The sequence below is a fragment of the Aeromonas sp. CU5 genome, assembly GCF_002586745.1.
Classification (GTDB): domain Bacteria; phylum Pseudomonadota; class Gammaproteobacteria; order Enterobacterales; family Aeromonadaceae; genus Aeromonas; species Aeromonas sobria.
Genome location: NZ_CP023817.1, coordinates 1734033 through 1760524 on the forward strand (window position 1 = coordinate 1734033; position 26492 = coordinate 1760524).

The following is a 26492-nucleotide window of genomic DNA, read 5'->3' on the forward strand; positions in this document are numbered from 1 at the left end:
AATTAACCGTGATGCTGATGACTGGGGTCCTCTGGCGCAGGCAACGGTTCCGCCGTTTCACTGCCGGTAACCGGCTCGTCCTGTGGTGTCATGTGGTGTTCATCGTTTATCCCGTTCACATGATCATCAATGAGCGCTTCGACCGGCGGCATTGGCGGCATAACCTGAACCAAACCCTCAACATGAATACCTGCAGCATCCAGATAGCCCGATACCTGATCCGCAAACGGATGCCCGTCTGACTTGTCTCCCTGCGCTACACCGGACAGATCGGCAAACTGCCAATAATCCGCCACATGAGACGCTATGCCCATCTGTTGATCGTCGTTGATATCAACGCCTGTTGAAACTCCATCTGATGCTGTCATATCTGACGAAACAGGTATCAATTGTTGTGGAGCATCATGCTCGGCAACGGGAGTGGCTTCGATATTCACTTGAGCGGATTGGCTTGGCAGCATATCCGTCAGCTCAACACTCTGTTCATCGGATGCGACAACTGGTGCTGGCATGGCATTCAGCGGCAATTCGCCAAAAGTCCACTTGTCGGCCCAACCATCAAACCCGGTGCCATCCGGTAACCGAACACTGATATTGTGCGGGTCACCCATGTTATGCAGCCACATCCGTGTCGAGTCCATCCCGCTATCTTCATGCACGACGATCCCGAATCCCTGTGCATGCCATTGCATCAGATCACGCATCGACATGGTTGCCGCATAATCGACCCCAACCGGTGAAAATGTCTGTAGCACATTGCCTGCGGTATCTATCACCTCGACGTGAGACCCGCTAATGCTCAGCGCCATATTGGCAACAACACTGGAGTCCCCTTTATCAAGAGCATCAGCCAACCCCTGATACTGGTATCCCGCTCCGTGCACCGCGGCCAATATATTCCCATAAGCATCCATGCCACTGTGTGGCTGCACTGAAGAGTACAAGGGGACAGAAGCACTACCGGTCACCTGGATATTCACATCATGAGCGGTGCCATCCAGACTGTGTACGGTCACGCTATCTGTCACACGGTCCTGCCAACCCAGGCGCTGCACCTGAGCGTTGCTGGTATCAAGTTGGTACTGCCAGCGGCCCTGGGCATCGATCGACAAGCTACCGAAGCTGCCGACAATCTGGCCAACTTGAAAGCCCGCCTGCCCGGCATCGGCATCGCTGATCAGCAGCTGACCGCTAGCCTGAGCCTGCCCCCCCACCAAGACTTGCCCGACATCCACACCGTTAATCACCGCACCATCGTCACGACCTGTGATATGCAAGGTAAGAAACTGCATACCGTGGTCACCAGCAGAATCGCTGACAACCACGGGAATGGAGATATCCCGCTGCTGCCCCGCCGTCAGGCTCTGGTAATCGGCATGGCCCGGGTCGAAGGTGTAGCTGCCGTCGGCATGGAGGCTGAAGCCGGCGACCTGGGCGCTGGTGCTGAACTGCAGGTGCTCGCCGTGGTCGGCATCGCTGGCCTGCATCTGGCCGCGCAGGACGCTGCCGTCCTCGGCCACCGTCTGGCTCTGCGCTTGCACCACTGGTGCATCGTTGGCGCCATTGATGCGCACAGTGACGACATGGCTGCTGCCATCGACGCTCTGCACCGTGATGCTGTCGCTCAAGATTTCGCCAGTTTTGAGCGCCTGGACTGCGGCGCTGTGATTGTCCAGCGTATAAGTCCAGTCGCCGCTGGCCGTCAGCGTGAAGCGGCCATGAGCCGCGGCCTGATGCTGCGGAGTGAAGCTGGCTTGCCCGCTGTCGACATCACTGATGACGAGCTTGCCGGAGGCACTGAGGCCGCCGTCTTCGCTGACCGAGCCGCTGTCTGCACCGGTAATCACCGCCGCATCGTTGCTGCCGCTGAGCGTCACCGTGATCTGATGCGTGGTGCCATCGGCACTGCTGACAGTCAGTGTGTCAGTAATTGTCTCGCCCGCCTTGAGCTGCTGGATTTGCGGATTGCCGTTGTCAACCGCGTAAGTCCAGGCACCGCTGGCATCCAGAGTGAAATGCCCCAGCCCGGCGCTACCCGCTACATCGCCTTGCGAGATGAAATGATCCTGCCCGACATTGATATCCGTGACATTGAGCTGGCCAGATGCCTGTAACTGGCCACCCTGCACGCCCAGATCCTCGCTCAGTGAAACGCTATCGACGCCCGCAATCACCGCCGCCGAGTTATCACCGAACAATTGCACTGTGATGGTGTGCGCGGTGCCATCGGCGCTATGAATGGTAAAGGTTTCGCTCAGGAGCTGACCTGCCGCGAGCGGGCTGAGCGCGGGCAGATGCCCGTCCGCCTGATAGTGCCAGCTGCCCTGGGCATCGATGCTGAACTTGCCATACAGCCCCTGAACGTCCTGCTGGGCCGCGAAGTGCGCTTGGCTACCGTCGGCGTCTAGTACCGTGAGATGGCCTTGTGTTTGCAGCAGTGCATCGCCATCGGCCAGCACACTGCCGCTGTCGGCGCCGTCAAGCTGGGCGGGCGTGTTACTGATGACACTGGCGCCAGGATGCGGGATGCCGTTGATGGGGAGGCCGCCTATTGGGCGCTTGTCTGGCTCGTAGCTATAGGCGCCATTGAAGTTCAGCAACATCTCGTTGCTGGCATCGTGGAAGTAGTAGTTGGCGTTGCCGCCAACACTGCCCTGCAGCACCAGCATGGCCCCCGGATGCGCCTTGAGCTGATCGGCCAGCTCGTTCATCGGCACGTAGTAGCCAAAGAACTTGCTGTACCGCTCAAAGGTGTGCAGCACATGGCCGCTGGCATCGACCACGGTGGGCTTGCCGTCGTAGACGTTCATGACTACATCGCGCAGGCCATTCGAGTCACCGGCGGCCATGCGTTCGGCGATCACGTGGTAGCCGCGCGTGTCACCCCCGATCTGGGCCATCAGGTTGCGAGCGATCTCCGGCCAGAGATCGGGCTTCTCGTCGGTACCGTTGACCGTAATGCTGAGAGTGTGCGCCGTGCCATCCACGCTCTTGACCACAAAGGTCTCAACAGCTGATTGCCCCTTGTTGAGCGCGTTTAGTGCCGGGCTATTGTTGTCGGCGGAGTAGGTCCACTGCCCGTCAGCCTGCAGCGACAAATAGCCAAACTTGCCGGCCACTTGATGCAACGAGGTGAAGGCGGCTTGACCGCCATCGGTATCCTGAATGGTGAGCTTGCCGTGAGCCTCGATCTGGCCGGTGCCAGTGACATGGGCGTCTTCAGTCACGCTGCCGCGGTCCACACCGGCAATCACCGCGTTCTCGGCGGTGCCGACGATGCTCAGATTGATGATGTGTTCGGTGCCATCGACACTCTGCACCGTGACAGTTTCGCTCAACTCGGCTGGCAGCGGGGCAGTTTGCCAACTCAATGCCAGATGCTGGGCTGCGCTGGCCGGATCGTTCAGGACAGTTGCCGCACTCAGCGGAAGTGGATGCAAATCTCCCGCATCGCCGCGGTCATGCACAAAGACCTGAACATCGCTCTGGCTGCCCTGCAGATGCAGCTCATAGCCCTTGCCCTGATGCAGCCAGCTCAGCAGTTCATCCACACCGATATTGGCGCGGCCATTTGCGTCCATCGCATACAGCACCGGCGTGGTGCCAGTCGGACCGCTGAGCATGATGGCCGCGCCCTGGATGCTCAGATCGAGCACACCGGCCGCAGCGCTTGGTTGCTGTTGCGTGAGTGCTTCAGCCACCGCCTTGAAGCCAGCTTCATTCGACTGGCCCAGCGCCTGCGCGAGCAACAGTGACACATCGGCCGTCTCACCGGGCGTGCCGCCAGGCTTGAGAGCTTGGATATCGGTGCGGTTGTTGTCCACCGTATAGGTCCAGTGGCCATCTGCTGCCAAGCTGAAATGGCCATACTGGGTGACTACATCGTTCTGTGCGACAAAGGCGGCTTGGCCAGCATCGCTATCCGTCACCGTGAGCAAGCCCTTAGCCACGATCGTGCCAGCTGCCGTAACGTGATCGTCCTCGACCACTCGGCCACTGTCGGCTCCTGCGATCACAGCACCATCGTTCTGGCCGTGGATGGTAATTGCCACCTCATGCGCCGTGCCGTCTTCGCTATGCACGGTGACGGTGTCGACCAGGGTCTGACCATCAGTCAGTTTCTGCACTTCGGGGCGCTGGGTGTCAAGCTGATAGACCCAGTCGCCGTTGACGTCGATGCTGAAGCGGCCGTAGTGGGTGGCGGTGTCGGTCTGCGGCGTCATCACCGACTGGCCGGCATCCGCGTCCTTGACCTCGATGAAACCGGAAATCTGCTGGCCGTTGTCCTCCAGCACATGGGCGCTGTCGAACTGCTGCGGGCTGATGGCGGGCGGCATAAAGCCGGAACCCTGCACCGCGCTGCCGCTACTCGGCAGGCTCACCGACGCGGAAGGCACGATTTCAATCGCGCTGCCCTGCGGATTGCTGAAGCCGGCCACGTACTGATTGAAGCCCGACAGCCGGTTGGGATCGCCCTGATCATGCGGGTAGACATTGATCGGTGCGCCGGTCGTGTCGACCAGCACCACCTGATAGCCATCACCCTTGAAGTGCCAGGACGTCAGCGCATGCACAGGCACGGTGGTGACGCCACCCACCGCAGAGAACACGCGGGAAATACTGCCATCGGGCGCGCGCAACGCCACGCCGGCATTGGTGAAAGACAACTCAGCGGTAGCGTAGTCGCGCGGGTCCATATTGCCCAGCAACACATCGGCCAGGAACTGGAGCTCCCGGTGCGCGTCGGACATCAGCTTCACGCCCAACTGGGTGTAGATGTCATCGGAATAGCTGTGTGCGGGTTGGGGCACAAAAGCAGCAGCATCGTCCTGCCCCTGGATGATCACGGTAATGGTCTGCGCCGTGCCATCGGCACTGTGCACCGTGAAGCTGTCGGTCAGGTGCTCGCCGGTCTTGAGCTGCTGGATCACCGCCTGCTTGTTGTCGGCTTCGTAGAGCCAGAAGCCGGTCTGATCAATGGTGTAGCGGCCGTACTGGGTGACCACCGCGTTCTGCGGCACGAACGTGCCCTCGCCTGCATCGGGGTCGTTGATATTGAGCTGGCCGAAATGCTCCAGATTGCCCTGCGAATTGACGTGCTGGTCTTCCGTCAGCGTGATGGTGTTTTCACCGCTGATCACCGCCGCATGACTGACCGGCACACGGCTGAGCTGGAGAGTAATGTCGGCCGCGCTAGCGGCCTGGTGATTGCCGCCTTCTTCGGCACGTGCCGTCACCTGGATGCTGACATCGCCCTGGAAGTCCTGCGGCGCCCGCACCGCCAGCGCGTCCTGGTTCCAGCCGATGGTCTCGATCACCTGCCCGGCTGTCGCCACCGTGGCGCTGTGCGTGCCATCGGTCAGCGTGAAGCCCACCGGCAGGCCGTGGATGGCATAACTCAGCGCCTCACTGCCATCGGCATCCGCCAGGCGGAAGCCGAGATAGGACTTGAGCAGTGTGTCCTGATCACCCAGCGTCAGGTGGTCGGAGGCACCGATCTGCAGATTGTCGATCAGGGCACGGGCCTCGCCCCGCCCGGTGGCGCGCAGCTCCAGGCGCGAGTTGTCGCCGGTGGCGACGAGGTCGTAATCGTGGTGCAGCATGGCAAAGCTGCCGGCAGCCGGGGTGATGGTGTCGATCACCTTGCCCTCCCACAGCACCTCGATGGGCGTGACCGCAAAACCAGGGCGAGCTGAAAGATCAAAGCCGAAATGCAGCGCCTCACCGGCCTTGGTGGGCAAGTCGCGGAAGATGTTATTGCCCCAGCTGGCGGTCAGGCTGAGAACTTGGTTGTCGCCGCTGCCGCCGTAAAGCCGCTCCTGGCCGATCTCCAAACCGGCGCTTTCATCCGAGTGCCAGCCCATGGGGGTCGGGTCAGACACCATCCAACCGGGCGCGCCCAGCACGGCGCTATTGAAATCGGTGCTGATCGTGGGCGCGACGTCCCGGAGGGGCGCATCCGCCACCGGCGTGATGTCCAGCTGGGCATGCGCTTCGCGACTGACCGTGCCGTCCGTCACGCTGAACTGCAGATCCACATCCTGGCCACTGAAATTGGCGGCCGGGGTGAAGGTGTAACCATGCGTGGCATCGCCGCTGAAGCTGCCGTGCGTGCTGGTCAGCGAACCCGCCACGATATGCAGGCTGCTGCCGTCGTCCGCATCGCTGGCGCACACCGCCTGCAGCAGTTCGGCCTCGGTGAACACGCGCGGTGCGTCTTCATTGATGGCGCCCAGGTCGGCGGCTATCGCGGCCGTGGCATGAGTGACCAGCGGGCCGTCATTGGCACCGGTGACCGTGATCGTCAAGTTCTGCGTGGCCGTTGCCCCGGCGTGGTCAGCCACCGTGACCGGGATGACGATGTCCTGCGTCTGGCCGGTGGCCAGGTGCTGGTAGCTGGCGTGCGTGGGGTCGAAGCTGTAGCTGCCATCGGCGTTCAGCGTGAAGCCGTCCACCGTGGCGGTGGTGCTGAAAGCCAGGGTGTCGCCAGCATCCGGGTCTGTGGCCAGCACATGGCCGTTGAACACGGCCGCGTCCTCGGTCACGGCCTGCGTCTGTGCCGCCAGCACCGGCCCGTCATTGACCGGCGTGATGGCCAACTGCAACGTGGTGCTGATGGGCTGCGCGCCACCGGTCACGGTCAGCGTGAACGGCACCTGGTCGGCGTTGACATTGGCCGCCGGGGTGAAGGTCCAGCCGCCGTTGGCGTCGTGGCTGAAGTGACCGAAGGCCGGGTCAACTTGCACATCGCCTAGCGTGTAAGTCTGTCCGGCGGGCGCGCGGATGCCGGACAGTCCCAGCAGCTGCGCTTCGGTGAAGGTTCTGGGTGTGTCTTCGGCAACGCCCAGCTTGATGAAGGACAGATGCAAGGGCAGGCCGTCGGATGTGGCCGTCTGGTGGTTGGCCGTTTCCTCGCTCTGCGCCACGACCCGAAGGTTCAGTTCGCCCTCGAAGCCCTGCGGCGCGCGCACCGCGAGTGCATCCTGGTCCCAACCCTTCGTTTCGATCGCCTGTCCGGCGGTAGTCACCGTCGCGCTGTGCGTGCCATCGGTCAGCGTGAAGCCGACCGGCAGCCCCTTGATCACATAGCCAAACGTTTCGCTTCCGTCGGTATCAACAAAACGGAAGCCGGTATCCAGGGCCAGGTCATGGTTGGTGGCGGCAAACTGCGTTGCGGGTCCGATCGCAAGATTGTCGATCGCGGCCATCCCTCGTTGGCCATTTCCGGCCACGCGCAATTCGAGCCGCGAGGACGTTCCCGTCGCCACCAGATCGTACTGGTGATGCGCCCAAGTCAGATCATCGCCCGCTGTCGGGAGCAAGGTATCGATGACCTTCCCCTCCCACAGCACCTCCATCGGAACCTTGCTATGGTCCCAATCGGTCGTCCATCCCGCCTCGAACGAGAAGTGGAATGCTTCTCCGGCTCGGGTGGTCAGATCATGATAGAACGAGTGGTGATCACCAAACTCAGACGATAGCTGCACGAACGTGTTTTTTGGGTCAATCGGATAGAGCGATCCAGGAACCTGCTCGATGCCGCTTCCATTGTTGCTATACCAGCCAACGGCATCAAATTTGACCCAGGCGTCTTTTACGTTGGGATCTGCGTCAAAATCCAATGCATTGAACGCGGAGGCGTGCACAGGCGCATCCACCACGGGGGTGACGCTCAGGGTCAATGAGCCTGTGATCGGCTGCGCTCCGCCGTCAACGTGCAGCGTCAAGGGCACCGCATCCGCCGAGACATTGGCAGCAGGCGTGAAGGTCCAGCTGCCATTGGCTTCGTGGGTGACGTGACCGAGCGCAGGGTCCACCTGCACATCGCCAAGCGAATAGGTCTGCCCGGCGGGCGCATGAATACCGGCCAGTTGCAGCAACTGTCCTTCGGTGAAGGTCCTTGGCTTGTCTTCGGCGGTAGCGAGGCTCTCAAAGCCCAGCTGCAACGCAATCTCGGTCGAGGTCGCCGTCTGATGATTGGCGATTTCCTCTGTGCGCGCGGAAACCTGAAGCTCCAGCCGGCCATGGAAATCTTGCGGCGCACGCACCGCGATGGTGTCCGGATTCCAGCCGGTCGTCTCGATCACCTGACCGGCCGTGGTTACCGTGGCGCTGTGCGTCCCGTCGGTCAGCGTGAAGCCAACCGGCAAGCCCTTGACGATGTAGGTTAGCGCTTCGCTGCCGTCGGTATCGACAAAACGCAGGTTGCTGGTCAGGTCCAGATAAAGGTCATGATTGGTTGCGGCAACAAGCGTCGGAAACGACTCGATCACAACGTTGTCGAGGATCGCGCGCGCATCGGTGTGATCGTCCACGATGCGAATTTCAAGGCGCGAGTCCGCGCCGGTTGCCACGACGTCATATGCGTGCGTTTGCATCGCGTAGCCACCGGGGGTGAGGGTGATGACGTCAATGACCTTGCCTTCCCACAGCACTTCGACAGGGGCAACGGCCCAGCCCGACCGCGGGGACAGATCAAAGCTCAGGTGCAGCATCTGGCCGGACTTGGTCGGTAAATCCTTGTAAATATTTGGCGAATTTGTGGAAGCGCCTTGTGAGACCAGTTCCAGCACGTGGTTCTTGCCGCTACCGCCAAACACGTCTTCGGTGGTTTGCTCTACGCCAAATTTGGAATCCGTCTTCCAACCCAAGGGCGTGGGGTCAGCGAACTGATCATGCAATAGCACCGAGTCGAAGTCGGTCACGATGCGCTGTGCGGAACCGGTGACACCGATGACCACCGGCGCATCCACTACCGGGGTAACGCTCAGCGTCAATGAGCCTGTGATCGGCTGCGCGCCGCCACTGACATGCAGCGTCAGCGGCACCGCATCGGTCGAGACATTGGCGGCGGGCGTGAACGTCCAGCCCCCATTGGCGTTGTGGGTGACTTGGCCGAAGGCCGGGTCCACCTGCACATCGCTGAGGCTCAGATGCTCGCCCGCTGCCGGGACTACACCGGCCAGCGCGAGCAACTTGCTCTCGCTGAGGGTCAGCGGGGTGTCTTCGGTCGTGGCGAGGCGCTCGAAGCTCAGGCGCACCGGCAGCTCGGCTGAATTGGCAGTCTGATGGGTGCTGCCCTCCTCGCTGCGGCCGGTCACACTGAGATTCAGCGTGCCTTCAAAGTCCTTCGGCGCCTGCACTGCCAAAGCGTCCTGTTTCCAGCCCTGGGTATCGATCACCTGATCGGCCGTGGTGACGGTGATGCTGTGGCTGCCATCACTCAGCGTGAAGCCGACCGGCAGGCCTTTGATCAGGTAAGTCAGGGTTTCACTGCCGTCGGTGTCTGCCAGATGGACATAGTCGTCCAGCTTCAGATGCAGATCGTGATTGACCAGGGCCATCTGTGGCGGCGGACTGATCTGCAGGTTGTCGAGAATTGCCCGGCCGTCACCCGAGCCGCTGGCGCGCAGCTCCAGGCGCGAGTTGGCGCCGGTGGCGACCAAATCATATTCGTGGTGCACCAGGGCAAAGCCGCTGGCCGGCGTGATGGTATCGATCACCTTGCCTTCCCACACCACCTCCAGCGCCGCGACCGTATTGCCCCCGCGTGCCGAAAGATCAAAGCCGAAGTGCAAGGCCTGGCCTGCCGTGGTGGGCAGGTCACGAAAAATGTTGTTGCTGCCATTGGCGGCCAGTTCGACGATCTGGTTGCTGCTGCTGCCGCCGTAGAGCTTGTCCTGCCCCACCTGGATGCCCTTGGCGTAGTCGGTGTGCCAGCCCAGGCCTGATCCGTCGACGAAGGCCCAGCCGGCCGAATCCACGGCTTGATGATTGAAATCAGTCATGCTCAGCACATCACCCAACACCGGCGCGTCGGTCACGGCGCTGATCTGCAGCGGCAAGCTCACCTGCTGCTGCGTGCCACCGGTGATGGTGAGCTGGAGCGCCACCTGATCCGCCGAGACATTAGCCTCGGGCGTGAAGGTCCAGCTGCCGTCGGCGTTGTGGCTGACATGGCCGAAGGCCGGGTCCACCTGCACATCGCTGAGACTCAGGTGCTGACCGGGTGACGGCACCACACCGGACAGCGCCAGCAGCTTGTCCTCATCGAGCGTCAGCGGCGTGTCTTCCGTTGTGGCAAGGCGCTCGAAGCTCAGGCGCACCGGCAGCTCGGCCGTGGTGGCCGTCTGGTGCGTGCTGCCCTCCTCGCTGCGGCCGCTGATGCTGAGGTTCAGCGTGCCTGCAAAATCCTTCGTCGACTGGATGCTCAGCGCATCCTGCTGCCAGCCCTGGGTATCGATCACCTGATCGGCGGCAGAAACCGTAATGCTGTGACTGCCATCGGTCAGCGTGAAGCCCACCGGCAGACCCTTGATCATGAGACTTAGCGTTTCACTGCCGTCGGTGTCGGCCAGCCGGACATAGTCGTCGAGCTTCAGGTGCAGCTCATGATTGACCAGCGCCATCTGCGGCGTCGATCCGACATAGAGGTTGTCGACCACCGCGCGCTGATCGACGCTGTCGCCCAGCACCCTCAGCTCAAGGCGTGCGTTGCCGCCCGTGGCCACGAGATCGTAGGCGTGGTGATGGAGGGCAAAGCCGCTGTCCGTGGGCGTGATGGTGTCGATGACCTTGCCTTCCCACAGCACTTCCACCGACCCGACCGCCCAGCCGGCACGGCGGGACAGGTCGAAAGCAAAGTGCAGCTGCTGGCCCGCAAAGGTCGTCAGATCGCGGTAAAGGTTCGGATCCTTGTAGCCGCTGGCGCCCTGGGAGATCAGTTCCACCACCTGGTTGTCGGCATGGCTGCCGCCAAACAAGGTTTCCTTGCCCAGCTCGACGCCGTGGGCACCATCGCTGTGCCAACCGGTCGAGCCCGGGTCGATAAACTGGCTGCCACTGCTGTCAGTGACGCGCTGCTGCTCGAAATCGCTGTTGCTGGCCCCCGCGCCCAGCAGCGGCGCATCGGTCACAGCGGTGACCTGGATCGGTAAGGCCACCTGCTGCGCTTGGGCGCCACCGGTGACGGTGAGGTTCAGGGCCACCTGATCGGCCGAGACATTGGCGACGGGCGTGAAGGTCCAGCTGCCATCGGCGTTGTGCGTGACATGGCCGAAGGCCGGGTCCACCTGCACATCGCTGAGGCTCAGATGCTCGCCTGCGGCAGGGACTACGCCAGCCAGCTGCAGTAGCTCGTGTTCGCTGAAGCTGCGCGGCGTGTCTTCCGCCGTGGACAGGCGCTCGAAGCTCAGCGGCAGCGGCAGTTCGGCCGAGGTGACGGTCTGGTGCGTGGCGCTTTCTTCGGTGCGTGCGCTGATTTTCAGGTCGAGCTGGCCTTCGAAATCCTTGGGCGCCTCTACGGTCACGGCATCCATCTGCCAGCCTGCCGTGTCGATCACCTGCCCGGCCGTCGTGACGGTGACACTGTGGCTGCCATCGCTGAGCGTGAAGCCCACCGGCAGACCATTGATCAGGTAGCTGATGGTTTCGCTGCCGTCGGTGTCGGCCAGGTGGAAGGCCTGACCCACATCCAGATGCAGCGCATGGTTCACAAGCCCCACCTGGGGCGGCGGACTGATCTGCAGGTTGTCGAACAGGGCTCGCGCATCGCCCTGGCCGCTGGGCCGCAGCTCCAGGCGCGAGTCGGGTCCCGTTGCCGTCAGGACATACTCATGCCGCTGCATGTCGTAGGCTTGGTTGCCCGGCGTCAGGGTGTCGATGACCTTGCCCTCGAACAACACCTCGATGGTCGCCGCAGGCCGTCCCGGGCGCCCGGTCACGTCAAAGCTGAAGACCACGGCCTGCCCGGCCTGGGTGTTCAGGGTGCGGTAGAAATTCATGGGCGACGAGGCCAGGCCCGACAGCTCCAGCAGACTGTGGCTGTCGGCGCCGCCGTAACGGGTGGCCGTGCCTATGTAAACCCCCTCATGGTGGTCGGTATGCCAACCCATCTTGGTCGGATCGAGGTAAGCCCAGCCGGCGCTGCCGGGAATCTGGCTACTGATGTCGGGATGGATGGACAGCATGCCCGCGACCGGCGCGTCGGTCACGGCAGTGATCTGCAGCGGCAAGGCGACCTGCTGCGGCTGCGCGCCACCGGTGACGGTGAGGTTCAGCGCCACCTGATCAGCCGAGACATTGGCGACGGGCGTGAAGGTCCAACTGCCATCGGCGTTGTGCGTGATCTGGCCAAAGGCCGGGTCCACCTGCACATCGCTGAGGCTCAGGTGCTGACCCGGGGCCGGTACCGCGCCGGCCAACTGCAGCAGCTCGCGTTCGCTGAAGCTGCGCGGCGTGTCTTCCGCCGTGGACAAGTGCTCGAAGCTCAGCGGCAGCAAGAGCTCGGCCGAGGTGGCGGTCTGGTGGGTGGCGCCTTCTTCGGCGCTGGCGCTGACTTTCAGTGCCAGCTGGCCTTCAAAATCGGCTGGCGATTGCAGCACAAGGGCATCCAGCTGCCAGCCCTTGAGGTCGATCTGCTGCCCCGCCGTGGTCGCGGTGACGCTGTGGCTGCCGTCGCTGAGGGTGAAGCCGACCGGCAAGTCCTTGATCAAGTAGCTCAGCGTCTCGCTGCCGTCGGTGTCGGCCAGCTGGAAGGCCTGACCCAGATCCAGATGCAGCGCATGGTTCACCAGCGCCACCTGGGGCGGCGTTGTGGTGAGCTGCAGGTTGTCGATCAAGGCGCGGGCATCACCGGAGCCAGTGGCGCGCAGTTCCAGGCGCGAATTGGCGCCGGTGGCCACCAGGTCATATTCATGGTGCGCCATCGTGTAGCCGCTGGCGGGCGTGATGGTGTCGATGACCTTGCCTTCCCACAGCACCTGCAGCGGCGCGATGGCAACGCCAGCGCGCGCCGAGAGGTCAAACCCGAAATGAACGACCTCGCCGGCCGAGATGGACAGGTCACGGTAGAGATTGGCGTCACTGCTGGCACTCAGGCTGACGATCTGGTTGCTGGTGCTGCTGCCGCCATAGAGTTTGTCCTGACCCAGCTCGACACCCTGGGCATGGTCGGTGTGCCAGCCCATGCCGGATGGGTCGACCATGGCCCAACCGGCGGAGCCCACCGCCTGATGGTTGAAGTCCGTGAGCTCGGTCTGGCCACCGGCACCGAGCGGTGTGTCGGCCACCGGCGTGATACTCAGCGCCAGCGAGGCCGTGATCGGCTGGGCACCACCGGTAACGGTGAGGGTGATCGGCACCTGATCGGCCGACACATTGGCCGCCGGGGTGAAGGTCCAGCTGCCATCGCCGTTATGGGTGATGTGGCCGAAGGCCGCATCCACCTGCACATCGCTGAGGCCGTAGGAGACGCCGGCTGCGGCATGCAGGCCGGCGAAGGACAGCAGTTGCGCCTCGCTGAAGTGGCGTGGGGTGTCCTCGATCACCACCGGGGAATCGAAGCTCAGTGCCTGCGGCACAAAGGCAGTGAGGGCACCTTGCTGGTGGTTCGCGCCCTCTTCGGAGCGCGCCGCGACCTGGAAGCCCACGACGCCTTCGAATCCGGTGGGTGCCATCAGATGCAGCTGATCCGGCGCCCAGCCTTGCGTGTCGATCACCTGATCCGCCGTGGTGACGGTGACACTGTGGCTGCCATCACTCAGCGTGAAGCCGACCGGCAGACCCTTGATGACGTAACTGAGCGTTTCGCTGCCGTCCGTATCCATCAGGTGGAACTGCGTGAACGTGTCCAGGCCGCCCAGAGAAACGGGTTGAGTGGCCAGCACGGGCAGCGGCTCCCGCATGCGAAGCTGCGTGTAATCCACAGTCACGTGCGCAAATTGGCCTGCGCCATCATGTGCGCGCAGTTGCAGATAGCTCTGGTCACTATCGGCCAAGAACCTGAAGCTTTGCTCACCCCCCCCCCCTTCCGGGGTGTAGCTGGAAACGACTTGCCCGTTCCAGACCACTTCAAGCTTGATGTTGCCGCTGGAATAGGCACTCAGGGTCAGCTCATAAATTTGACCTGGCTTGGTGGCGAAATGGGTGCCGACCGTTGCATCGTCCGTGCCCCTCATCACGAGCACCGTGTTGGCCCCACCGTTGGGGCGCTGCAGGAGCAAATCTCCCCCTTCGTTATTCCAGCCCTGAATCGTCGCCGGCATCCTCTCAAAGCTGCTGTGCGCTTGGAAGTCGACCGAAGAAACAAGGGTCTTGGCCTTCCCTGACTCCGGCAACTCGCTCACGCGGAGCGTGTCGGCCACCGGCGTGATGTCCAGCTGCCCATGCGCTTCGCGGCTGACCGTGCCATCGCTGACGCTGAACTGCAGGTCCACATCCTGGCCGCTGAAGTTGGCGGCCGGGGTGAAGCTGAAGCCGTGCGCGGCATCGCCGGTGTAGGTGCCATGCGCCGACGTCAGCGAACCCGCCACGATATGCAGCTGGGCGCCGTCATCCACATCGCTGGCGCCGACCGCCTGCAGCAGCTCGGCTTCGGTGAACACGCGCGGCGTGTCTTCATTGATCGCGCCCAAGTCCGCTGCCGTGGCCGCCGTGCCGTGGGTCACCAGCGGGCCGTCGTTGCTGCCGGTGAGGGTAATCGTGAGATTTTGGGTACTGGTCGCGCCAGCGCTGTCGGTCACGGTGATCGGGATGATCACATCCTGCGTCTGCCCTGCCGCGAGGTGCTGGTAGCTGGCATGGCCGGGGTCGAAACTGTAGCTGCCGTCGGTGTTGAGCGTGAAGCCGTCGAAGGCGTTGGCGAGGCTGAAGGTCTGCGTGTCGCCGGCATCGGCGTCGGTGGCGGCCATGTGACCGCTGAGCAAGGTGCCGTCTTCGGTCACGGCCTGGGTCTGCGCCGCGATCACCGGCGCGTCATTCACCGGCGTGATGCTCAGTTGCAGCGAACTGCTGATTGGCTGGCTGCCACCAGCGACGGTCAGCGTGAACGGCACCTGGTCGGCATTGACATTGGCCGCCGGCGTAAAGGTCCAGCTGCCATCGGCGTTGTGGCTGAACTGGCCCAAGGCCGGATCCACCTGCACATCACTCAGGCTCAGGTGCTCGCCCGCCGCCGGCACCACACCGGCCAGCGCGAGCAACTTGCTCTCGCTGAGGGTCAGGGGCGTATCCTCCACCACGGACACGCGTTCGAAGCTCAGATGCAAGGGCAGTTCAGCCGAGTTGGCCGTCTGCTGGTTGCCGGCCTCTTCGCTGCGGCCGGTGACGCTGAGTTCCAGCGTGCCGGCAAAGTCCTTGGGCGCCTGCACGCTCAGGGCATCCTGTTGCCAGCCCTTGGTATCGATCACCTGATCGGCGGCCGTGACCGTGATGCTGTGGCTGCCATCCGTCAGGCTGAAGCCCACCGGCAAGCCCTTGATGAGATAGCTCAGCGTTTCGCTGCCGTCTGTGTCGGCCAGATGCAGATTGGTGGGCAAGTGGAGCTGAAGCTCGCTGTTGACCAGGGCCTCGCGGTCCAGATGGGGCGTGTCGCTGATCTCCAGCTTGTCGAAGATGGCGCGCATGTCGCTCTGATCGCCAACCACACGCAGCTCCAGACGTGCTTGCTCGCCGGTGGCTGTCAGCTGATAGTCGTGACGCTGCAGGCTGAAATCCGAACCCGAGGGCGTGAAGCTGTCGATGACCTTGCCTTCCCACAAGACTTCCACCAGGGGCACGGCCCAGCCGCTGCGCGGCGAGACATCGAAACTGAATTTCAGCTCCTGGCCGGGCACCGTGTCGAGCACGCGGTAGAAGTTGGCCGAGCTGTCCTTGCCAGCCCCGGAGGAAATCATTTCCAGCGCGCGGTCACCACCGCTGCCACCGAACACATCCTGCCGCGCCACTTCCGAGCCCTGGGGCGCATCGGTGTGCCAGCCCAGGGGGGTGGGGTCAGCGAACTGGCCGTGCAACAGGGTGCTGTCGAAGTCGGTCTGGTGGGCGAGCGAATGGGTCTCTCCGGTGTATTCGAAGACCGGGACATCGGCCACCGGACGGATGTCCAGCCGGGCAAAGGTCGCCTGGTTGACGCCACCGTCGCTGACGCTGAACTGCACATCGACCTGCTGGCCGCTGAAGTTGGCGGAGGGCGTGAAGGTGAAGCCGTGGGCGGCATCACCCGTAAAAGTGCCGTGGGTGGAGCTCAGCGAACCCGCCACGATGTGCAGGTCGTTGCCATCGTCAACGTCGCTGGCACCGACCGCACGCAGCAGCTCGGCCTCGGTGAACAGGCGCGGCGCGTCCTCGTCCACGGCGCCAAGATCGCCCGCCTTCGCTGCGCTGTTGGCCACCACCTGCAGGCCGTCGTCGGTGCCGGTGAGGGTGAAGGTGAGGTTCTGTGTACTGGTCGCCCCGGCGTGATCTGTCACCGTGATCGGGATGACCACACCCTGAGTCTGCCCCGCCGCCAGATGCTGGTAGCTGGCATGCGAGGGGTCGAAGCTGTAGCTGCCGTCGGCATTGAGTGTGAATCCGTCAACGGGGTGGGCCAGGCTGAAGCTCTGCGTGTCACCGACATCCACATCGGTGGCGACCATATGACCGGTGATGGGGCTGCCGTCTTCGGTCCCCGTCTGACTTTGTGCAGCCAGCACCGGCGCGTCATTGACCGGCGCGATGCTGAGCTGCAGCGGGCGGCTGAGCGGCTGGCTGCCGCCGGCGATGGTCAGCGTGAACGGTACATCGTCGGCATTGACGTTGGCGGCCGGGGTGAAGGTCCAGCTGCCATTCGCGTTGTGGCTGAACTGGCCGAAGGCCGGGTCTACCTGCACATCGGCCAGCGTCATGGCCTGTCCGGCAGGCGCATGAACACCGGCCAGCTGCAGCAGCTTGGATTCAGTGAACACCTGGGGCGTGTCCTCGTACACCCGCAGTTGCTCGAAGCTCAACCGCATGGACAGCTCGGGTGAACTGGCGGTCTGCTGCGTGCCGCTCTCTTCGGCCACCCCGCTGACTTGCAGATTCACCTGGCCCTGGAAGTCCTGTGGTGCCTTCACCACCAGCGCCTCCTGATCCCATCCCTTGGTCTCAATGGCCTGACCGGCCGTGGTGACGGTGATGCTGTGGGTGCCGTCGGTCAGGGTGAAGCCCGGCGGCAGGCCCTTGACCACGTAACTGAGGGTCTCGCTGCCGTCAGTATCGGCCAGGTGAAACTGTGCGCCGAGATCCAGATACACATCGTCATTGACCGGGCTGAAGCGCGCCGCCACCGGAGAGACGCCGACGTCCAGGTTATCGAAGATGGCGCGCATATCGCTCTGCGCGCCTACCACCCGAATCTCGAGGCGGGGCTGGCCAGCAGTGGCGAGTAAATCGTAGTCATGGTGCTGCAAGCCGAAGCCCGTGCCCGAGGGCGTGAAGCTGTCGATGACTTTGCCTTCCCACAGCACTTCGACCAGCGGTACCGCCCAACTGTCGCGCGGTGACACGTCAAAGCCGAAACGCACCATCTGGCCCGACGCGACGTCCAGCACGCGGTAGAGATTGGGCGAGTTGACCGCGCCGGCGCCCTCGGAGATCAGTTCCAGCGCACGGTCCCCGCCTTTGCCGCCAAACACGTCTTGCGGTGCCACTTCCGAGCCCTTGGGCCCATCCGTGTGCCAGCCCAGGGGCGTGGGATCGGCGAACTGGCCGTGCAACAGGGTGCTGTCAAAGTCGGTATGGATGGGCGCCAGTTGGCCGTCGGCCGACGGGTCGAGCAGCGGCGTGTCGGCCACTGGCGTGATGTCCAGATGCAGGGTGCTGCTGATCGGCTGCGCACCACCGTGTACGGTGAGGGTCAGCGGCACCTGATGGGCCGAGACGTTGGCCTCCGGCGTGAACGTCCAGCTGCCATCGGCGTTGTGGCTGAAATGGCCGAAGGCCGGGTTCACCTGCACGTCGTCCAGCGTCAGGACCTCTCCCAAACCCGCACGGATACCGGCCAGTTGCAGCAAGCGGGATGCAGAGAAAGTCTGGGGCGTATCTTCGGCGGCCGTCAGGTGCTCGAAACTCAGCCGGAAGGTCAGCTCGGGCGAGTTGGCGGTCTGCTGCGCGCCGCTTTCTTCGGCCACGCCATTGACCTGCAGATGGACCTGGCCCTGGAAGTCCTGTGGCGCCTTCACCACCAGCGCCGCCTGCTCCCATCCCCTGGTCTCAATGGCTTGACCGGCCGTGGTGACGGTGATGCTGTGGGTGCCGTCGGTCAGGGTGAAGCCCTGCGGCAGGCCCTTGACCACGTAACTGAGACTTTCGCTGCCGTCTGTATCGGCCAGATGAAACTGCGCGCCGAGATCCAGATACACATCGCCATTGACCGGGCCGAAGCGCGCCGCCACCGGAGCGAGGCCTACGTCCAGGTTATCGAAGATAGCGCGCATATCGCTCTGCGCGCCTACCACCCGAATCTCGAGGCGGGGCTGGCCAGCAGTGGCGAGTAAATCGTAGTCATGGTGCTGCAAGCCGAAGCCCGTGCCCGAGGGCGTGAAGCTGTCGATGACTTTGCCTTCCCACAGCACTTCGACCAGCGGTACCGCCCAACTGTCGCGCGGTGACACGTCAAAGCCGAAATGCACCATCTGGCCCGGCGCGACGTCCAGCACGCGGTAGAGATTGGGCGAATTGACCGCGCCGGCGCCCTCGGAGATCAGTTCCAGCGCACGGTCCCCGCCTTTGCCGCCAAACACGTCTTGCAGTGCCACTTCCGAACCCTGGGGCCCATCCGTGTGCCAGCCCAGGGGTGTGGGATCGGCGAACTGGCTGTGCAACAGGGTGCTGTCAAAGTCGGTATGGATGGGCGTCAGTTGGCCCTTGGCCGACGGGTCGATCTGCGGCAGGTCGAGCAACGGCGTATCGGCCACTGGCGTGATGTCCAGATGCAGGGTGCTGCTGATCGGCTGCGCACCACCGTGTACGGTGAGGGTCAGCGGCACCTGATGGGCCGAGACGTTGACCTCCGGCGTGAACGTCCAGCTGCCATCGGCGTTGTGGCTGAAATGGCCGAAGGCCGGGTTCACCTGCACGTCGTCCAGTGTCAGGACCTCTCCCAAACCCGCACGGATACCGGCCAGCTGCAGCAAGCGGGATGCAGAGAAGGTCTGGGGCGTATCTTCAACGGCCGTCAGCCGCTCGAAGCTCAAGCGCAGCGACTGCTCGTCCGACGTCGCCGTCTGGTGGTTGGCGGTCTCCTCGGCACGGGCGCTGACCTGGATCTCGAGCTGCCCCTGGTAGTCCTGAGGCGCACGCAAAGCCAGCGCATCCTGGCTCCACCCCTTAGTGTCGACCACCTGGCCGACACTGGCGATGGTCACGCTGTGCGTGCCGTCCGTGAGCGTGAAGCCTGGCGGCAAGCCCTTGATCAGGTAGCTCAGGGTCTCGCTGCCGTCGGTGTCGGCCAGCTGAAATGCCTGGCCCATATCCAGGTGCAGGGCCTGGTTGACCTCGCCCACCTGGGTGGGCAGACCGATTTGGATGTTGTCGATGATGGCCCGCTTGTCAGCATCATCCCCCACCACGCGGAACTCGATGCGCGACTGCGGGCCAGTGGCCTGCAGGTCGTACTCGTGATGATGCATTTCGTAACCGGCTGTTCCCGGCGTGAACGCGTCGATGACCTTGCCTTCCCACAGCACCTCGATGCGGGCGACATCCCAGTTCTCGCGGCGCGAGGCATCGAAGCTGACGTGGAGCCATTGCCCGGTCTGCGTGTCGAGCTCGCGGTAGATGTTCGGCGAGTTGATGCTGGCGCCCTTGGTCACCAGTTCCAGCACCTGGTTGTTGCCCGTCCCGCCAACCACGTCTTCCGTGACTTGCTCCACACCGAACGTGGAATCGGTCTTCCAGCCCAGCGGCGTGGGGTCGGCGAACTGCCCCTGAAGTTGCACATCATCGAAAGTAGTAGCAGTCGACACCAGCGAACCCACGGGCTTGTCCGCCACCGGCGTGATGTCCAGCCTGGCGTGGGCTTGCTGTATGTCGGCGCCATCCGAGACATTGAACTGCAGGTCTACGTCCTGACCGCTGAAGTTGGCCGCCGGGGTGAAGGTGTAGCCGTGCGCGGCATCACCCGTGAACGTGCCGTGGGCCGAGGTCAGAGAACCGGCGACGATGTGAACGAACGTGCCATCGTCCACGGCGCTCGCGCCCACCGCCTGCAACAACTCAGCTTCAGTGAACACGCGCGGCGCATCTTCATTGATGGCGCCCAAGTCCGCTGCTGTAGCCGCGGTACCGTGGGTCACCTGCGGGCCGTCGTTGCTGCCGGTGACCGTGATGGTCAGGTTCTGGGTGCCGGTGGCGCCGGCACCGTCGGTCACGGTGACGGGGATGAGCAGGTCCTGCGTCTGGCCGGCAGCCAGGTGCTGGTAGGCCGCGTTCGACGGGTCGAAGCGGTAGCTGCCGTCGCCGCTGAGCGTGAAGCCATCGACCGCGTTGGTGATGCTGAAGGCCAAGGTGTCGCCAGCATCAACGTCGGTGGCGGCCATGTGGCCGCTCAGCTGCGTGCCGTCTTCAGTCACGGCCTGGGTTTGTGCCGCCAGCACGGGCGCGTCGTTCGTGCCTTGCAGGGACACAGTGACGGTGTGTGTGCTGCCGTCGGCGCTGGTGACGGTCAGGGTGTCGGTGAGGCTGTCGCCCGCCTTGAGTTGCTGAACAGCACTCTGCGTGTTGTCGGCGCTGTAGGTCCAGGCGCCCGATGTATCGAGGCTGAAGTGCCCGTAGCCGGCGCTACCGGCCACATCCGTTTGCGCGGTGAAATGCGCTTCGCCGGTATCGGCATCGCTGATGGTGAGCTGGCCGCTGGCCTGCAGATGGCCGGTGGTGACGGCGGTGTCCTCGGTGACGGTGGCGGCACTGACGCCGCCAATCACCGCGCCGTCATTGGCGCCGGTCACCGTGATGGTGAGGTTTTGGGTGCTGCTCAGGCCCGTGCTGTCGGTCACGGTAATCGGGATCACCACATCTTGGGTCTGCCCTGCTGCGAGATGCTGGTAGCTGGCGTGGGACGAGTCGAAGCTGTAGCTGCCGTCGGCGTTCAGCGTGAAACCATCTACCGACTGAGTGCTGCGGAAGGTTTTCGTGTCGCCGGCGTCCACATCGGTGCCCGCCATATGGCCTGTGAGCTGGGTGCCGTCTTCGGTGATGGCTTGGGTCTGGGCGCTGAGCACGGGCGCATCATTCGTGCCCATGACCGTGACGGTGACGGTGTGCGTCGTGCCGTCGGTGTGGGTGATGGTGACAGTGTCAGTGGCAGTCTCTCCGGCCTTAAGTGCCTGCGTGCCGGCACGGCTGTTGTCCAGCGTGTAGGTCCAGGCGCCGCTGGCATCCATCGCAAAATTGCCCAGCGTGGTGCGCTGCTGCAGGGCTACAAACTCCGCACTTTCGCCGGTTGCCACCAAATTGCCGCCGGTGACCGAAGAAAGGTCTTCCTTGACCACACCCACATCCACACCGCCGATCACGACGCTGTCGCGCTGGCCCTGGATGGTGATGGTGATGCTGTGGCTGCTGCCGTCGGCGCTGTCCACCGTGAAGCTGTCGGTGGCGGTCTCGGTACTCATGAGCGCCTGGACCTCGGCCTTGCTGTTGTCCAGCTGGTATTGCCACTGCCCGTCCTCACCGATCGTCAGGCTGCCGTAACTGCCCGCCGTGGCCGTCTGAGCGACGAAGTGCGCCTGGCCGGCGTCTGCATCGCGGATCGCCAGCTTGCCGCGGACGGACAGGGTTTGGTCCTCAACGACCCGACCAGTGTCGACACCGGTGACGCTGGGCGCATCATTGCTACCGGTGATGGTGATGATCAGGCTCTGCGTGCTAGTGGCACCGGCACTGTCGCTCACCGTGATGGGGATGACCACATCTTGTGTCTGACCGGCTGCCAGATGCTGGTAGCTGGCATGGGATGGATCAAAGCTGTAGCTGCCATCGGCGTTCAGGGTGAAGCCATCAACCGGCTGGGTGCTGCTGAAGGTTTGGGTGTCGCCGGCATCGGCGTCAGTGGCGACCATATGGCCGCTCAATTGCGGGCCATCCTCGGTCACGGCCTGGGTTTGGGCCGCAAGCACCGGGGCATCGTTCATGCCCTGGATGGTCATGGTCAGCGTGTGGGTCGTGCCGTCGGCGCTGGCCACGGTCAGCGTATCGGTCAGGCTCTCGCCTGCCTTGAGCTGCTGGATGGCCGTCTGGCTATCATCGGCCGTGTAGGTCCAGGCACCGGCCGCATCCACGCTGAAGTAGCCGAAACCATGACTGCCCACGATATCGGTCTGTACCGTGAAATGCGCTTCGCCGCTGTCGACATCGCTGACTATCAACTGGCCACTGGCTTGCAGATGGCCGGTAGTGACGGCCGTATCCTCGGTGACCGTTCCCAGATCCACACCGCCGATGACGGCGCCGTCTGCGCTACCCGTGACGGTTATCGTGAGATTTTGCGTGCTGGTCGCGCCAGCGCTGTCGGTCACGGTGACCGGAATCACCAGATCCTGCGTCTGCCCAGCCGCCAGATGTTGGTAGCTGGCGTGGCTGAGGTCGAAGCGGTAGCTGCCGTCGGCATTCAGTGTGAAGCCATCAACAGCGTTAGTGGTGCTGAAGGTTTGCGTGTCGCCGGCATCCGCATCGGTGGCGACCATCTGGCCGCTGAGCAAGGTGCCGTCTTCGGTGACGGCTTGGCTCTGTGCCGCCAGCACCGGCGTGTCGTTCGTGCCCACGACCATGACGCGCACGACCGTGCTGTCCGTGCCTCCATGCCCATCGGTGACGGTGATCTGGAAAGCCTCATAAGCTTGCTCACCAGCCTTCAGTGCTTGAGTATCAGCATCAGCTTTGTCGAGTTGATAGGTCCAACGGCCTGTTTGCGCGTCAAAATCGAGATGACCATAGCGGCCTTGGCCGTTTCCGGAGACGGTCCAGGTCTGAGTATCACTGGCATCGGCGTCGCGAACATGCAGCAAGCCGGAGATGGCTGCGTTGGGGGCGTCAGCGAAGACCATACGCGAGGCCCGAGTGCTGCCGATGTCCGGCGCATCGTTGCTGCCGGTGACGGTGATGGTGAGGTTCTGGGTGCTGGTCGCACCGGCACTGTCGGTCACCGTGATCGGGATAACTACGTCTTGCGTCTGACCCGCAGCCAGATGCTGATAACTCACGTGGGCCGGATCGAATTGATAACTGCCATCGGCATTCAGTGTGAAGCCATCAACAGCGGTAGTGGTGCTGAAGGTTTTCGTGTCCCCGGCATCCACATCAGTGGCGACCATGTGGCCGCTGAGCAAGGTGCCGTCTTCGGTGATGGCTTGGCTCTGTGCCGCCAGCACCGGTGCGTCGTTGGTGCCCTGGATAGTCACGGTTAACGTGTGGGTCGTGCCGTCGGCGCTGGTGACGGTCAAGGTATCGGTGAGGCTGTCGCCAGCCTTGAGCTGCTGGATAGCCGCTTGGGTGTTGTCGGCGCTGTAGGTCCAGGCACCTGCTGAATCAACGCTGAAGTGCCCGTAGCCAGCGCTGCCGGCCACATCGGTTTGGGTCGTGAAATGCGCTTCGCCGGTATCGGCATCGCTGATGGTGAGCTGACCGCTGGCTTGCAGATGGCCGGTAGTGACGGCTGTGTCTTCGGTGACGGTGGCGACATTCACGCCGCCGATCACCGCGCCGTCATTGACGCCAGTGACGGTGATGGTCAAGTTTTGCGTGCTGCTCAGGCCCATGCTGTCGGTCACGGTGATCGGGATCACAACATCTTGGGTCTGCCCTGCTGCGAGATGCTGGTAGCTGGCGTGGGACGGGTCGAAGCTGTAGCTGCCGTCGGCATTCAGCGTGAAGCCGTCAACGTTCTGGGGGGTACTGAAAGCTTCAGTATCGCCGGCGTCCACATCGGTGGCCACCATGTGGCCGCTGAGCAAAGTGCCGTCTTCGGTCACCGCCTGCGATTGCGCCGACAGCACCGGCACATCGTTCGTGCCCTGCAGCGTGACCGTAATTGTGTGCGCAGTACCGTCCGCACTGTGCACGGTTAAACTGTCGGTCAGGCTATCTCCGGTCTTGAGTTGCTGGATTGCGCTTTGATAGTTGTCGGCCGTATAGATCCAGGCGCCGCTGGTATCTAGGCTGAAGTGACCGTAGCCGGCGCTGCCGGCCACATCGGTTTGCACGGTAAAGTGCGATTCGCCAGTGTCGGCATCGCTGATCGTCAGTTGGCCGCTGGCTTGCAGGTGACCACTCTGGACGGACTGCTCCTCTCTGACACTGCCGCCGATCACCGCTCCGTCATTCACGCCAGTGACGGTGATGGAGAGGTTCTGGGTACTGGTCGCACCGGCACTGTCGGTCACCGTAATCGGGATAACCACGTCTTGCGTCTGACCGGCAGCCAGATGCTGATAGCTGGCATGGCCGGGGTCGAAGCGGTAGCTGCCGTCGGCGTTCAGTGTAAAGCCGTCCACCGCCTGAGCGAGGCTAAAGGTCTGCATGTCGCCGGCATCCACATCAGTGGCGACCATCTGGCCTGTGAGCAGAGCCCCATCCTCGGTCACCGCCTGCGTCTGCGCCTGCAACACCGGGGCATCGTTCGCACCCAAGATCGTCACGGTCAGCGCGTGGGTCGTACCATCAGCGCTGGTGACGGTCAGACTATCGGTCAACAATTCGCCTGACTTGAGCTGCTGAATAGCTGTTTGGGTGTTGTCGGCTGTGTATGTCCACGCGCCTGTTGTATCGAGACTGAAGTGGCCGAGGTCGCTACTGCCAGCCACATCGGTCTGTGGCGTGAAGTGATCTTGCCCGGCATCCGGATCGATCACCGTGAGCTGGCCGCTGGCCGCCAGCTTGCCGGCGCGGTCGGTCACATCTTCATTCAATGTCGCCGCATCGACCCCGGCAATGACCGCCCCATCATCCCGCCCGGCCACGCTGACGCTCACCGTATGGGTCGTGCCGTCGGCGCTGGTGATGGTGAAGCTGTCGGTGACCTGGTCACCTGTTTTGAGCGACTGAACGTCAGGCTTACGGTTATCGAGTTGATAACGCCACTGGCCCTGTTCGTTCATCGTGAACGTGCCATAAGTGCCAACCACCCCGCTCTGCGCCACAAAGTACGCCTCACCATCATCCATGTCGGTAATGGTGAGCTGGCCGGTGACGGCTTGCGTGTTGTCCTCGCTGGTGCTGCCGCTACTCACTCCGGCAATGGTCGCGCCATCGTTGCTGCCGGTCAGCTTGATGGTCAGGTTCTGTGTGCTGCTGGCACCAACGCTGTCCGTTACGGTCATCGGGATCACGACATCCCGGGTCTGACCCGCAGCCAGGTGTTGATAGCTTGCGTGGCCCGGATCAAAGCTGTAGCTGCCGTCGGTATGCAAACTGAATCCCGGCACCAGAAGCGTGGTGCTGTAGACCAGGGTATCTCCCCTGTCCGGATCCGTGCCAAGCAACTGTCCATGTAGGGGAGGCAGATCTTCTTGGGCGGATCGGACTTCAGCCTGGAGCGCCGGCACATCGTTAGAACCCGTCAGGATGATCCGCAAGATGCGGGTATCCTGCGCCCCCTGGCGATCTGTCACCGCTACGGGAATATCGAGGATCTGCTGTTCGCCAGATTTGAGGTGATCGTAGACAGGAGACGATGGGTCGAAGACATATTGGCCATCGTCATGGAGCACAAAACCCGCCACCGGATGAGCCGCACTAAATATCAACTGATCGCCAGCATCAAGGTCGGTCGCGCTCAACTGGCCATGCACTGCGAGTCCCCCCTCATGGGTATCCAACGGGGTGACCACCGCCATCACGGGAAGATCATTACTGCCATTGACCCGGATCTGTAGCCGGGTCATATGGGTAACCCCGGTGTTATCGGCCACCAACACCACAAAACTCTCTGCCATCGATTGCCCAGCAACAAGCGCCTGTACCTTGCTACTGCTATTTTCAAGCTGGTAATGCCACTGCCCTTGCTGATCAATATCCAGCGTCCCGAAGACTCCCTGCCTTGAGGCAACATACCACTGCAGATCGCTGGATGGATGGCCCGTAACAGTAAGGGCGCCGTACGCGTCGACCCCCTGATCTTCCGTGACCTCACCCTGCACCACACCTTGCAACTGGAAATCGGTCGGCGGTGATTGTTCATCATGGGCAGCCAGTTCTTGCGGTGACAGCGTGCCGGATATGGCTGACGGGATATCCCCTGATGGCTGACTGTCAGTTGCATCAGCTTGCCAGGATAATGGGGATACCTCGGCGGTTTTGGGGTCAGCCGACACTGAACCGTAAAATGCGGTTGTGTCATGGCCCGATACCGGCGGTTGGTCCACCAGCCGCCCTGCAGGGCGGCTCAATTCAGACGAGGGTGGAACAGGATGATGCGCGTGTGACTCGAGGGTATTCTTCAGGCCCGGGACAGGGAGCCTAGATTCTGACTGACGCTCGTCGATGGTATGGGAAGAGAGATGGCTTGGCTCCTGCCCTGTCGTTGGTGATGACGCCTCAGCGCTGACCGGTGCCTCGTTCAAGGTACTTTCCCAACCGATGATGCTCTCATCACCCGTGTGGACTTCAGCCCCCCCCAGCTGATGCTCCCGAGGTTTGAGCTGTGCAGCTTTCTGTTCCGGGGTCAACTCGTGTGGCTGGGGTTTCTTGGCCATACA

The 26492-nt window shown here is 62.9% G+C and carries 1 protein-coding gene; it reads right to left on the minus strand.

Going from position 1 to position 26492, the window contains the following annotated elements; translation table 11 throughout:
- Positions 1-2: 2 nt before the first annotated feature.
- The gene (locus CK911_RS07690; protein ID WP_098969530.1) at positions 3-26489 is read right to left on the minus strand and encodes a VCBS domain-containing protein; all 26487 of its coding nucleotides are present in this window, start codon (positions 26487-26489) and stop codon (positions 3-5) included.
- Between the last annotated feature and the right edge of the window lie 3 nt (positions 26490-26492).